Here is a 13573-nt window from a genome sequence, read left to right as displayed (position 1 = left end):
GCAGTCGGAATCGACGATCGGGCAGCCTATGGCAATCTCACGGCGCGACGACGGTCGCCCATCCGGTGCCCGGCATCGAGAACTGCAGCTTCCCTCTCCCAACGGACGCATTAGAGATCACCTACCTGATGCGGGCCGTGCGTCTTGCGGGGCACGTTGGTCAGGAAGAAGCAGTGTAACCGTTCACGGGCATGCGGGCCTGCTCGGCCAGACCCCGGCGAAGGTCTACGCGGCCCGCCCCACCGCCGAGGGCGGCGTCGACGAAAAGGCGCTGCGCGTCGCGCTCACCGAGCGCACCCGACGCCGCGTCTCGGGCGACAATATCGTCTCTGTCGACGGCGTCGCCTGGCAGCTCGATCAAGGCTACCTCGCTGGCCAGATCGTCTCCGTCGCTCGGTGCTTCGTCGCCCCCGACGAGCCGCAGTGGGTCGAGCATGAGGGCAAGCGCCTGGTGCTGCATCCGGTCGACCCGCAGCGCAACGCGCGGCGCAAGCGGCTGCCGTGCGGCGGGTCTGCGGCGAACAAGCCGACACGCCCCGTGGACTTCAATCCGGCGCGGACACTCGGCCGCTCGATGGGCACTGGCGCCGACACGAGCGAGCGCGGAGGTGAGACGTGAGCGAGTCCTACGTCCGCTTCTTCACCCTCTCCGCCGCACCCTTCTCCAAGGAGATCCAGGACGGCGACCTGTGGCTGCCGCCCTCCAACGAGCAGCTCGTCGAGGAGGTGTGCGAGGCCGTGCACGAGCACGCCCAAGTGCTGCTGGTCGGCGAGCCCGGCGCCGGCAAGACGTGCGTGCTGCGGGCAGTGCGTCATCGGCTGCCGCAGGCAGGCTTCCGGCTGACCTACTGCCACAACGCCACGCTGGGTCGCCGCGACTTCTATCGCCAGCTCTGCCATGCACTCGGCCTCAACCCTGCTGCGACCGCGGCGGCCGTCTTCTACGCTGTCAGCGCGCATATCGAGACCCTCGGCCGCCAGGCATCGAACACCACTTCTGCCGTGTGAGCCTGCGCCGGCGCAGGCGGAGCGTGACCCGGTATCCAGCAGCGCCGATCACTCGATCACGATCGGCCGCGCCGGGACCACCGCGCGCGGCAGCTCCTCCTGCGCCACGCGGGCCTGCGCCTCGGGCGCCGTCACCTTCCCTGCGAGCGCGAAGCGCACCGGGATCTCCACCAGCGTCGCAAGCCGGCTCGCCTCCACAGAAGCCCGCAGCGCGAGTACGCCGTTCACCTGCCGCACGCCCGCGACCGGCTCGGCCAGCGACACCCCTGGCGGAAGCGGGATGCGCACGTCGACCTCGATCGGGCGGCCCAGCGTGTGGCGCAGCGAGACCGCGAGCTTCCCCGTCGTTCCCGCGCGCGGGCGCTTCGGCCAGGAGACTTCCACCTGCACGGGGCTCGCCGCCGCGGCCGGCGGCCGGCTCCAGCGCCGGAGCGCCGGGCGCTCCAGGCGCGCCACGACCGCGGACCCCGCGACCTCGACCGCCGCCTCCGTCGCGCCCGCGTCGAGCGGCACCACGAGCCGCCCCGACGGCCCCACCTCCACGTCGCGGCGCGCGCCGCCCGACGTGACCGTGACCCGTGCGGCCCCTCGGCCCTCGCCCCCGTGGGCCAGGAGCGCGCGCACCACCGCGCGCGTGCTGGCCGGCGCGCCGTAGCCGCCGCGCACGTCCCGCTGCACGCCCACCCAGCCGAGGAGCCTCGCGGGCGGCGCCGCGCTCCGGCCGAGCCCGGCGGCGCGGAGGAGCGCCGCGTAGACCACGGCGCGCGCGCTCCGATCCTCGGCCTGGCCCGGCGGCAAGGTGACGCCGCCGGTCGGGAGCAGCGCCACCCAGGCGCGCAGCCGGTCCGCCACGTTCGCGGCCAGCGCCGCCCGGTGTGGCCGCTCCGCGAGCGCGAGCAGGACCCGGGCGAGCGCCACGCGATCGCCGCTCTGGATCACCTCGTCCAGCGTCCTCGTCACGAGCGCGTCCCAGCATGCGTTCACCGCGCCCCCCGCCGGCGAGGGCTCGACCTCGAGCGCGTCGAGCGCCGCCGCGGGCTGCAGGGGCTCGGGCGGGCAGCGCGCGTCGATCTTCGGCAGCTCCTCCGCCACGGACGCGGGCGCGAAGGTGCGCGCCCGGAGCGCCGGAGGCCAGGAGGCCAGGTCCTTCTTGCTGTCCTTGTACGCGAGCAGCCGGCCCACGGCGCGGCGGCCGATGTCCTCCGCGCGCGCGGCGAGCGGCGCGCCCTCGCCCCCGCGCGCCGCGGCCCAGCGGCGCACGAGCGCCGCGACCTCCACCGCGTCCGCCATCGCCCCTGCGGACGAGAGCCGGTCGGGATCCATCGCCTCGAGCGCCGCGGTGAGCGCGCCCGCGAGGCCGCGCTCGACGACGAGCCGCGGGCGGCCGGTGGGCTGGTAGCGCTGCGCGTCCGCCGCGACGCGCAGCGTGGCCGTGGCGCCCCCCTCGACGATCTGGGCGATGTTCAGGTCGGTGGGCTCGCCCGCGGGGCGCACGTCCCACGCGTGCACGAGCGTGTCGCCCGGGGTCCCCTGCGCCTTCAGGGCGACCGCGAGCTCCGCCCGCCCCGCGCGCAGCGCCCGCACCCGCGCGCGCACCGGGGCCGCGCCCCCCGCGGGCACGTCGACCGCCACCGCCCGGCGCCGTGGGTCCGCGAGCGCGGCCACGCCGCGCGCCGTGAGCTCCACGATCGCGCGGAGCGGCCTCGGCGAGCGGTTCCGGACCGAGATCTCGACGTCGACCTCGTCGCCCTCGACCCACGCGGCGCCCGCCTCCACGCGCGCCGAGAGCGGCTGCGCGGTGGGCACGTCGAGCGTGGCGGTGGCCGGCGTGGCGCCGTCCGGCACGCCCACGAAGACGAGCCGGAAGGTCGTCTCGACGTCGCCGAGCGGGACGCGCATCCGCAGCCGACCGTCCTTGTCCGTGCGCCGGGGCGGCGACCAGAAGAACACGCCCCGCGGCGCGCCGGACGAGGTGCGGTGGGATCCGCCCAGCTTGCCGTGGCCTTGACCGAACCCGGCGCCGCCCGCGCCAACGCCGGAGAGGCCGAGGCCACCCAGACCGATCCCCTCGCCCAGCGACGTGCCCGTGAACTCCTCCAGGAGGCTCTCCCACGCCGACACCGTGGCGTCGCCGACCTCCATGTCGAACTTCGCGTCGACAAGGCGATCCTCGCCGACCGCCCTGGCGTACGGCGTGCCCGAGCGCAGCACGCGCTCGAACGGATCGCGCACGTCGTCGCCCGTGCCGATCCGGCCGTCGGGCCCGGGCGCGTGCAGGGCGAAGCCGCGCCGCACCGTGAGGAACGGCGCGGGCGGCGCGGTCGTCGGGGTGAACTGGATCGTTCCGCCCCAGGGATCGAGCAGGAGCGACTCCTCGAGCTGCGCGTCGCGCACCAGGCGGCGGAGCAGCGCGTTCGGATCGCGGAGCGCCGGCTCGTCCGGGTCGAGCAGGCGCTCGCGCCGGAACGCGCGCGCCGCGGCGAGGATGCGGAAGAGCTTGAGGCGGGTGACGCGGCGAGCGACGTGATCGAACGTGACCTGCGGGTCCACCGCCAGGAGGTCCGCGAGCGAGAGCGGCTCGCCGCCGGGCGTCTCGGGGGGCGCATCCATGGCGGCGGTGACCAGGGTCATCAGCTCGGGGTTCCACGCATAGGCGCCGCCCGGCCCGCGGCGGCGCACGTCGCGCAGCCGCTCCGGATCGCTGGTGGCCTCGAAGACCGCCCCCTCGAGCGAGCGAAGCACCTGGCCGAACGCCTCGTCGAGCGCCGCCCGCGCGGAGCCGGCCGGATCGTTCACCGGCGCGATCGCCTCGCGCGCCCTCGCGCTGAGCTCCGCGCGCCGGAGCGGCTCGAGCGCTGGATCGCCCTGCAGGAAGGCGCCACAGCGCTCGGGCTCGACCATGCCCTGGCAGAGCCGCGCGCGCGTGTCGAGCGCCGCGAGGCCGCCGACGCTGCCCCCGCCGTGCAGATCCACGACGACGGCCGCGACGGTCCCGGGCAGGCCGCGGCCGCCCCCGTCGGTGAGCGCGAGGTCCACGTCGACGGCGCCGCGCGGGGCCGCGCGGCCGCCCGTGATGCGGGCCTCGAGCCGAGGGAGGACGCGCGGCGTGACGAGCACCGCGCCGCCGGCCTGCCGCGCGGCGGCGCCCGGCCGGGGAGCGGCGGCGCTGAGCGTCCAGACGCCGGCCGCGCCCTCGGGCAGGCCGAGCGCGCCGCCCTCCGGGCCGCCGGCGATCCAGGCGCTCGCCGCGCGGGCCGAGTTGCCTGCCTGGACGATCACGCTCCAGCCGGCGCCGTCCGCTGCGCTGCCGCCCTCCGGCCGCCCGCCAGCGCGCGGGCCCGCGCCGCCGGCGTCGATCACGCGGAGCGGGAGCGCGTCGCCGGCGCGGGCGAGGAGCCGCTCGGGCCGGAGCAGCGCCGAGGCGTCGCGATCGACCGAGACGCACAGCGCGAACGGCTCGCGCCGCGACGCGAGCGCCGGGAGCTCGCCTGATGGCCGCACGCGCACCGCCGCCGCGACGCCGCCAGCGCACGGCCCGACGTTGCGGAAGGCCCCGAGCTCGACGGGCGCGTCCCAGGTCACCTCGGCCTCGCCGTACGCGTCGGTGGTCACGGCGGCCTGGAGCCCGTCGCCCTCGACGGTGAAGGTGCCCTGCACCGGCTTCCGCCGCGCATCGCGGACGCGCAGGAGCATGCGCTGAGCGACGCCCGGAACGATCGCGCCCGCCTCGGGGAGCAGCGTCGCCTCCGAGGTGGGGCTCTCCACGGAGACGGTGGCCTCGCGCTCGAGCGCGTGCCCCTCGAACGTCGCGCGCGCGACGACGCGCAGCGTGGTCCCCGCGCCCTGCACCACGGTGGTGGGCGCCACGGCCGCGCCGCGGACCTCGCCGGCCGCGTCGGTGCGCGCGGGCGTGGTGAGCTTCTCCCACGCGGCCCTGTCCTCGGGCGGGCTCGTGCCCTTCGGCCCGATCCAGGTCCGCACCGGCAGCCCGGCCACGGGCTGGCCGGCGCCATCGCGGATCCGGATCACGTAGCTTGCGCGATCCCCGGCGCGCAGATCCTGCTCGGACCACTCGGCCAGCATCTGCGGGGCGCCGGGCGTCTCTTCGCGCGGCGAGAGGGAGATCTCCGCGGCGTTCGACGAGGCCCCCGCCGCGCTCCGCGCGCGGGCGCGGAGGATCCAGCGCCAGCCGGGCGCGTCGATCCAGGGGACGGGCACGCGCGTCATGGCGACGCCGGCCGCGTCGGTCGTGACCACGGCCGTGTGCCGGGCGACGCCGCCCTCGAGCAGGCTGACCTCCACGGGGACCCGCGGGGCCGGCTGCCCCGAGGCCTGGCTCTGCACCGTGATCCACGCCGACATCGCGCTGCCCGGCACCACGCGCGTGTCAGGGACGTGCAGGTCGACCTGGAGCGGCGCCAGTCGGTGCACGGTGAGCGTCCGCGTCCGCTGCCGGTCTCCGGCGCGCACGCCGAGCAGCAGCCGGAGCTCGCGCTCGGGCCCCTCCGGGATCGGGACGTCGAGGTGAGCGCGCCCCTTCGCGTCGGTGGTGACCCGCACGGGCGGCGGGACGGCGCTGACCTTGCCGAGGTGCTCGGGATCCCAGGTCGCCTCCACGGTGACCGCCTCGAGCGGCCGGAGCGTGACCGCGGTGGGGAAGCCGAGCGCGAGGACCTGCACCGGAAGGGTGGCGCCGGGCGCGCCGCGGTCGGGCGCGTGAAGGAAGAGGTCGAGGCCGCGGGCGACCGCATCGCGGCCATCCGTGGCCGCGTCGGAGGTCGCGGCGGCGCCGAGGGAGGCGACGAGGAGGAGGCCGGCGAGCGGAAGGGAAGGCCTGGGCATGGTGCCTTTCGACACCGCCAAGGGGAGCAGGTTCCTGCGCTGCACGGCGCCGCGCGGGGTGGCCGGCGCGGCGCGCGATCGGGCCAAGGTGCCGGCCGGCGACGGGCTCCGGCGAAAGGTGTCGACCACCTGCGGGTTGAGTTTCAATTCTCCGGGGAGGGAGTCGACAGGTAGTGGGGCAATTACCCCACTTTTGCGGGCGCAAACGACCCCGCTATTTTGCGGTCGGGTCGGTGAGCGGATCCCCGAGCAACGACAACTACTCTCACACAGGGGGCTTTCGTGCTCTCGCGGCGAGCCGCGCGAACGCCGCGCGGCGTCGATCCGCGCCTCATGCCCATGCTAAGCAAGAGGCATGAACGCATCGACCATCGCGCTCGTGCTCCTGCTCGTCGCCTTCGCGCCCGGGTGCCGCGACGAACCCAAGGGAGTGTCCTACGGTCCGCCATGCACGAAAGAGCTGGCGCAAACCCTCCAGTGGTGCGCCCCCGGAAAGGATCTATCGCCCTGCGAACACGTGCCGGCAGAGCTGGGAGAAGCCTGCCAGGCTGGGTGTGTCCTGCAGATGTGCGGGGATACCGCCCCGGAATCGATAGACAGCCGGGCGCGCTCCACGTCGTGCTCCGATAATCGCGGTCCCCTCTACTGGCGGAACTTCTTCGCAGCTGCGAACGCGTGCGAGAAGCAGCACGGTCGAGCTCAGCCTGCCAGGGGTAACTGCACAACAGCGGAGGTCGAAACGCAATGCGCCGAGCTCGCTGGTACCCATTGGGCGGACAGCTGGCCCGGTCGCTACCGGTAGGCCTGGTGTCGACTTATCGTGCCGACAACCTACGGCTGCATCTCAATTCTCCGAGGCGGCGTCGACAGGTGGCGGGAGAATTTTCCGCGCCGGAATGATGAAACCGCCAAGTCGCCATAAGACGCGAAGAAATCCTCTTAAATCTTGGCGTCTTATGGCGACTTGGCGGTTCAAGTGACCCCACCTTCAGCCAAAGTACCCCACCACCGCCGCATCCCTCGTGGGCGCCACAGTTCGGCGGTCGTCCCGTTCGGTGGCTGCACCTGGACATGGTCCGCCGTGTTGCGCCGTCACCCCGGCGCCACGACCACCATCGCCGCGCGCTCCCCGCCGTCGCTCCCGGCGAGGGAGACCGCACACGGGTGCGGCGCGAAGCCCCGCGCGAACGCCTCCGACGCGATCGCGAGGTGCAGCGGCATGGCCGCGGCGCCGAGCGCGCCGATCCGCTGGGCGGGGCACTCCAGCTGCTGCGGATCGCAGAAGAGCTGCTGCGTACGCACCGACGCGGCCTGGAGCTCGAAATGGCGGAAGGTCTCGAAGGTGATATCGGTGAGCACCCAGCCGGCGCGCAGCCCGCGCTCGGCGAGCGGCGCGAGCGCGGCGCGGAGCGCGGCGGTGAGGCCCGTGGCCTGGAACGCGGACTCGTCATTGTCCGGGCGGGCCCTCTCATGCGCGGTGGAGAGGCCGACGATCTGCCCGAGCTCGCGGAGGAGCGCGCGCCGCGCGACGTCGGGGCGCGTGAGGACCACGAAGGCCGCGCACTCGCCGGGGACGAGGGCGTCGAGGTTGTCCGGCCGGAAGAGCCGGCCCGCGGCGTCGAGCGCGGCGATACGCGCGGGGTCGTAATCGGTGTGCACGCCGCCGAGCAGCGCCGCGTCGATCGTGCCTCGCGCGAGCGCGTCGCACAGCTCCGGCAGCAAGAACCCCGGCGCCGCGGGGCCGCGCGTCGAGACCTTGACCGCGATCTCCGGCGCGCACCCGTACGATTGCGCCCGCGCGGCGAGCTCGGCGGCGACCCGCTGCGCCGGGGCCTCGCCGCCCGGCGGCCGCTGCCCGAGGTGCTCGTCGAGGCACAGGCCCATCTGCATGCGCAGCCCCCGCGCCGCGGGGCCGAGCTTCTCGAGCGCCTCGCGGAGCGCGCGCTCCGCGAGCAGGACGGCGCGCGCCGCGCCCGTGACCCGCGGATCGAGCGTGGGCAGGAAGCACATCGTGACGGGCTCGCCCTGCCCGTCCACGAGCGGCGACTCGCGCATCGCCGCGGCCGAGGCGCGGTGGGAGAACGCGGTGTCGATCGAGCGCAGCCCGACGGGCGTGACCGCGCCCGCGGCCACCATGACGGCGAGGGGCCTCACGCCCGCCCCCGCTCGCGCACGATCACGCGCGCGTCCTTCATCCGCCGGGGCGCCTTGACGTGCGCGCGCCAGACCATCTCGACGGCCACCGGCTTCTGCGGGCCGGTGGCGTAGAGGTCGACGAGCACGGTGTCGAGGTGGGGCGCGAAGGCGACCGGCGCGCGATCCTTCACGTGGAACTCGATCTCGACCTGCACCTTCGGGAGCTCGAAGCTGAGCGCCCCCTCGGGCGTGAGGTTGAGCGCCCGCACCGGCTCGCCGCCCGCGAGCGGCGGATCCGCGATGAGGCCCGGCGAGGCGCAGAGGTTGAAGCGGTGGTCGAAGTCCTCGGGCAGGAGCGGCGCGCGGTTCTCCCGCCACGCGGCGTCGTACGTCCCGGCATACCCGCGGCGCGGCTCCCAGTGCCGGCCGACGGCCCCGATCCCCGCGGGCGGCGGCGCAGACTTCGCGGTCCGGATCGGGTACGAGGGATCCTCGATGGCCGGCGCCGGCTGGTGGGTGAGCGAGGCCGGCGCGCGCGTGACGCCCGTGCCGATCGGGTTGCGCGGCTCCTCGAGGGGCGCCGCGGGATCGTCGTCGTCCCGCCCGCCCCAGGCGTGGTCGTAGCGCATGTCGATCTGCTCGATGGGCGCCGGCGCGGTGAGGGCGGCGCCCTTGTCCACCCAGAGCCGCTTGCCGAACACGACGAGCGATTTCTTGAGCGGGCCGACCTCGACGCGCACGTCGAAGGAAGGCACGGCCTTGCCGTTCGGCGCGTACGCCGTGGCCACGAAGATCACGTCGGTCGCCGGCTTGAACAGGCAGACGTCGGCGGGGTACGCGACGCTCTCGGGCTTCTTCTCCTCCCAGGGCAGGTCGGCGAGGCGGACCCCGCGCGTGCGCTCGGGGGGCGCGAGCTCGAGGCTGCCGTCGCCCTGGAGCTCGAAGCTCGCCTTGACGATCGTGACCAGCTGCTCGCCGTCCCGGTCGACGAGCAGCTGTGGGTGCGCGGCGAAGTCCGTCTTGTTGTCGAGCGGGGGCTGGCTCATCGCGGACGCATTATCGACAGGATCGGAGGCGATGTCTCTCCGAGTTCGACGGTGGCGCGCGCGATCACCCGGCCATGGCCGCCTCGGCGGCGTAAGCGTCGAGGCCGTGGCCGCGCAGCGCCGCCTCCACGAGCGCGATCGGCTCGGCGCAGGCCGGGTCGTCCGCGCCCTCCCCGGCGACGACCGCCGGCAGCGCCCGGGCCACGACGAGCCGCACGGCGCGATCGCGGAGCGCCAGCGAGAGCGGCAGCGCCCCGAGCAGGCGGTGGCCATGCAAGGCCGCGCGGAGGGCGAAGCGCTCCCGGTCGGGCGCGCGCACGGGCGAGAGCAGCAGCGCAGCGAGCAGGTCGGGCTCGCCGAGCGCCAGGGTCGCGTCCGCGATCCACCGCGTGGCCCTCCGGGCGAGGTCCCGCTCGCTCCGCCAGGCGGCGTCCTCGCGCGCCCGCCGCGCCGCGCGGCCGTGGAGCGCGGCGAGCCAGGGCGCGAGCGCCGCCGGATCCAGCGGATCGGGCCGCTCGAAGCGCGCGATCGCCCCCTCGGCGAGGCCCTCGACCTCGAGCGCGGCGGCGAGCGAGAAGAGGCCCGCGGCGACGTCGGGCGGGGGCGTTGCCGCGGCGAGGCGCCGCGACCAGGCGACGACCTCGGCGCGGGAGGCGGTCGCGCCGGGCGCCACCTGCGCGCGGTCCGGCAGCCGGGCGACGTCGATGCGCTCGTCCAGATCCCCCCGCGTGACGAGCCGCGGATCGAGCAGCGGCGCGCCGCCGGGGCGGCCAACGCTGGCCAGCACACAGGCGCACTCCACGGCGACCGAGACGCGCACCGACTCGCCGTCGTCGATGAAGCTGGTCGGGAAGGTGCGGCACCCGAGCGGCTTGGCCTCGGGCCCGCCCTTCGCGTGGAGCGAGCAGCGCCCCTCGCCCTCGAGGTAGGCGCACCGGCCGTCCCGCATCGCCACGACGGAGGCCGCGCACGGCCACGTCCCGCGCTCCGGCGTGAAGACCCGCTCGTGGCGCGCGCCCCCGCTCAGCACGTCGGGGCGCAATGCCCGCGCCCGCGCGGCCTCCTCGGGATCGAAGAGGATCGAGGCGTAGATCCGGCAGCAGCTCCCGCGGCCGTCGCAGTGCAGGCTGAAGTCGGGCAGCACCTCCAGCGGGCGCTCGCGGGGATCGCGCTCCCCCGGGTCGAGCGCGGGCGCCGCGGGCGCCACGGCGCTCCAGGGCCCCGCGTCCTCGCCGGCGTCATCCGCTCCCAGCAGCCCCGCGGCGTGGAGCTCTGCGAAGAACGCCTGCGCCGCGGGCACACGCGCGTGTGCGCCCTCGCGGGCCGCCGCGATGACGATGCCCTCGACGTCGCGCGTCCCGTCGGCCGCGGAGAGCAGGACCCACTCCCGTGGGCCGAGCTGCAGCAGCTGCCCGGTGCGGGCATCGTGGAGGATGACGCGCTCCTCCTCGCCGACCAGGTGGCGCCGCGCGAGCACGTGGGCGGCGAGGCGAGGGCGCGCCGGCGGCGTGCTCGTGCTCACCCGAGCCAAGCTATCCGACGCCGGCGGCAGCGCGCCACCGAAACGAGGCGCCGCGGCACCGGCCGTCGCCGCCGCGCTCTCCCCGGGCGGAGCGCGACGGCCGCGGGGGCGCCCTCAGCGCACGCACTTCACCCACGCGGCCGTGAAATGGTTCCACTTGCCGCTCTCTCCGGCGTTGAACCCGGTGAAGCCATCGTCGAAGTTGAGCGCCCAGGCCGCCGAGGCGTTCCCCACGGCCGCGTGGGAGCTCCAGTACCAGTCGTTGCTGCGGGCGCCGTACTGCGTGTCGGGGAACATCGTGCGGTTGATCGACGGCGCCACCTGCGCCTCGTCGACCAGGGTCGCGAGCTCCCGGATGCTGGGCAGGCGCCACGTGTGGCCGTTGAGATCGAGCGTCGCGCAGTAGCTCTCCGCCTCGGTCCAGGCGAGCGTGGCCGGCGAATACCCCTGCTGCCAGACGAGGCCTGTGTACATGTCCATCACCTCGCCGGGCGACACGACGGCATACTGGTCGGGCGGGGCCACGGCCGGGCTGCTCGGCGCCTCGCCCTCGCCGTTGCCTCGCACGCAGCGCAGGCTCGCCGCGGTCGCCTTGGAGTAGGCGTTGCTGACGATCCCGTCGCTCAGGTTGAAGGCCCAGGCATAGTCGCGCCCCGCGCCGGCGCCGGCCTGCCGGATGGTGAGGATCCAGTCGGACGACGTCTTGTGGAAGCCCCCGCGCGCCCCCGGGAACGCGCCCCTGTCGATGGCCGGGCTCCGGGTGAAGTCGACGATCGACGTCATCTCGATGCGCGTCGGAAGGCGCCAGTCGGAGAACCCGCCGAGCGTCAGGTCGTCGCAATAGCCGATCGCCTGCTCCCACGTGTACGCCTCGGAAGGAGGGGTCTCTTGCCATTCGAGGCATGTGACCTCGTCGCGCACCACGCCGCCCCCCACATCGGTATAACTCGCGGGGTTGGGCAGGCCGCTGCCCGCCGGGTTGGGCATGGGCCAGCACGCCCACTTGTGCGTCCCGCAGGCCGCGGCCCTGCTGCACCGTTCGGGCGCTCCGCCCGCGCCGCCGCTGCCCGGGCCACCGCCCTCCCCGGCCGCTCCGCCGTCCCCCGGCGCGCCGCCGCTCGCGGTGCTCTCCGCGCCGTCGCCCTCCCCGCCTGCTCCGCCGTCCCCCGCTGCGCCGCCGCTCGCGGTGCTCTCCGCGCCGCCGACCCCGGCGCCCGTCTCCGAGGCTCCGCCTGTCGCGAGCGCGCCGCCCGTCCCCCACCCGCCGCTCCCCGCGATCGCATCGGGGTCGCCGCCCTCCTGACCGCACGCCGCGGCCGCGAGCACCACGCCGAGCGCCACCCCCGTCCGGGCACGCGCCGCTGGGACGGACATCACCCAGGTCGCGTCGACGACCCACCGCTTGCTTCGATTCACAGGCACCTCCGCGCGCTCAAGCCAATGCCGCAAGACAAATATGTTCGAACCGCACCAACCTATCACACGCTGCGCGAGGGTCGCCAAAGCACGTACCGGAAGAACGGCAACTTCCTGCCAGTCGACAGAAATCGCCCAGCGCCGTCATCTCAGCGCGTGCTCGATGTGCTGAGTCGCAGACCCTGCGCGCCTTCGGCAGGCGCAACGCCCCTGATCGCACCGGGCGACCGCGCGTTCCCGTGCCCTGACAATTCTTCGATCAGCCTTAACCCGTGACGTCCCGCGCGCAGAGCACCCACCGATCGTAGTTGACACCGAAAATGTGAACGTTCACAGTGCATTCCCGCGGGCGTCCTTTGTCCTCCAGATCCATTCCGATGGTAGAGACCGAGGAGTGGTTCGGCCTCCAGGGACGCGGAGGGTAGACCCCAGCCACCGGGGCGCACTGTGGGAAGAACGCGCCGCCAGCTTTGCGGCAGATCACGGGGACAACGGCCGGGTAAGGGCGACGCCACGCGTGATGTCGACACGTTCTTGAGAGTGAATCAGCAAGGAGACCAGCCGTGAAAGAGACGAAGTCCTGGGGCAAGGGTTGGGCGGCCGTGGCGCCCTTCCTGTTGGCGCTGCTCGCGATGACGGGGTGCAACGAGAAGAGCGAGGGGACGGGCGCCGCGCCAGCCGAGGGGGGCGGCTCGAAGCCGAAGATCGTCAAGCTCGCCTTCGTCACCAACAACGCGTCCGAGTTCTGGAAGATCGCCCAGGCGGGCGTCCGGAAATATGAGCAAGAGAGCAAGGTCCAGGTCGACGTGAAGATGCCGTCGAACGGCACCACGGAGGAGCAGAACCAGATCCTCGAGAACCTTTCGAGTCAGGGCTACGACGCCATCGCCGTGAGCGCCATCGCGCCGGCCGATCAGGTCCCGGTGCTCAACAAGGTGGCCGAGAAGAGCAAGCTCATCACGTTCGACTCGGACGCCCCGGCGTCGAGCCGACTGCTCTACATCGGCACCAACAACCACGAGGCCGGCAAGGCGCTCGGCGCCCACATCGTGAAGCTCCTCCCGGACGGCGGCAAGATGGCCGTGTTCGTCGGCACGCTCTCCGCGGACAACGCGAAGCAGCGCCTGCAAGGCATTCAGGACGCGATCGCCGGCAAGAACATCGAGATCGTCGACAAGCGCGAGGACAACACCGACCGCGCGAAGGCGCGCTCCAACGTGGAGGACATCATCAACGCGCACCCGGACCTGAAGCTCGTCGCAGGCCTGTGGTCTTACAACGGCCCCGCCATCGCGGCGGCCATCGAGGCGCTCGGGAAGAAGGGCAAGGTCCTCGCGGCGGTGTTCGACGAGGAAGAGGAGACGCTCACCGCCATCGAGAACGGCACGATCTCGGCCACGGTCGTCCAGAAGCCGTTTCAGTTCGGTTACCTGGCGAGCAAGTGGGCGCATGAGCTCTCGGTCAAGCCCGGCACGGCGATGGGGCAGATCCCGGCCAACAAGAGCATCGACACCGGCATCGACGTGATCGAAAAGACCAACGTGGCGACCTTCAAACAGCAGCTCGCCGAAATGAAGAAGTGAGCGTGACAGCGTCCGCTCCG

At 74.1% G+C, this 13573-nt stretch carries 7 protein-coding genes and 1 pseudogene; 3 read left to right on the top strand and 5 right to left on the bottom strand.

What is annotated here, in order from left to right:
* Positions 1 to 190: 190 nt before the first annotated feature.
* Together WMF12_RS16455 and WMF12_RS16450 are read left to right on the top strand one after the other, a co-directional pair.
* Positions 191 to 619: pseudogene (locus tag WMF12_RS16455) on the top strand (DDE-type integrase/transposase/recombinase); the annotation flags it as partial.
* Positions 616 to 1008: an AAA family ATPase gene (locus WMF12_RS16450; protein ID WP_437872477.1), complete on the top strand. Its 393-nt coding sequence runs from the start codon at positions 616 to 618 to the stop codon at positions 1006 to 1008. The pseudogene WMF12_RS16455 and the gene WMF12_RS16450, both read left to right, overlap by 4 nt.
* Before the next feature lie 48 nt (positions 1009 to 1056).
* On the opposite strand, the gene WMF12_RS16445 is transcribed toward WMF12_RS16450, so the two are convergent.
* The 5 genes from WMF12_RS16445 to WMF12_RS16425 form a co-directional block, all read right to left on the bottom strand.
* On the bottom strand, positions 1057 to 5850 hold the full coding sequence (locus WMF12_RS16445) for an alpha-2-macroglobulin family protein (RefSeq protein ID WP_437872476.1): 4794 nt from the start codon (positions 5848 to 5850) through the stop codon (positions 1057 to 1059).
* 1092 nt (positions 5851 to 6942) lie between these two features.
* Positions 6943 to 8004, bottom strand: coding sequence for a beta-ketoacyl synthase N-terminal-like domain-containing protein (locus tag WMF12_RS16440; RefSeq protein ID WP_437872475.1), 1062 nt, complete (start codon positions 8002 to 8004; stop codon positions 6943 to 6945).
* Positions 8001 to 9032, bottom strand: a complete 1032-nt coding sequence (locus WMF12_RS16435; protein WP_437872473.1) for a DUF2169 family type VI secretion system accessory protein — start codon at positions 9030 to 9032, stop codon at positions 8001 to 8003. Before WMF12_RS16435 ends, WMF12_RS16440 begins: the two co-directional genes overlap by 4 nt.
* 64 nt (positions 9033 to 9096) lie before the next feature.
* Entirely contained in the window at positions 9097 to 10554 is a 1458-nt protein-coding gene (locus WMF12_RS16430) for a YkgJ family cysteine cluster protein (RefSeq protein ID WP_437872472.1), read from the bottom strand.
* Positions 10555 to 10668: 114 nt separating this feature from the next.
* Positions 10669 to 11970 carry a DUF1566 domain-containing protein gene (locus WMF12_RS16425; protein ID WP_437872471.1) on the bottom strand — a complete coding sequence of 434 codons (1302 nt, stop codon included), beginning with the start codon at positions 11968 to 11970 and terminating at the stop codon, positions 10669 to 10671.
* Positions 11971 to 12533: 563 nt separating this feature from the next.
* Between WMF12_RS16425 and WMF12_RS16420 the strand changes: the two genes are divergently transcribed.
* Positions 12534 to 13553: a sugar-binding protein gene (locus WMF12_RS16420; protein WP_437872468.1), complete on the top strand. Its 1020-nt coding sequence runs from the start codon at positions 12534 to 12536 to the stop codon at positions 13551 to 13553.
* Positions 13554 to 13573 lie beyond the last annotated feature (20 nt).

Origin of the sequence: Sorangium sp. So ce363 (assembly GCF_051520435.1) — a bacterium.
In the GTDB taxonomy this organism is placed as follows: Bacteria; Myxococcota_A; Polyangia; order Polyangiales; family Polyangiaceae; genus Sorangium; species Sorangium cellulosum_B.
The sequence above is the reverse complement of the archived record's forward strand: the minus strand, read 5'-3'. Positions and strand labels throughout refer to the sequence as shown.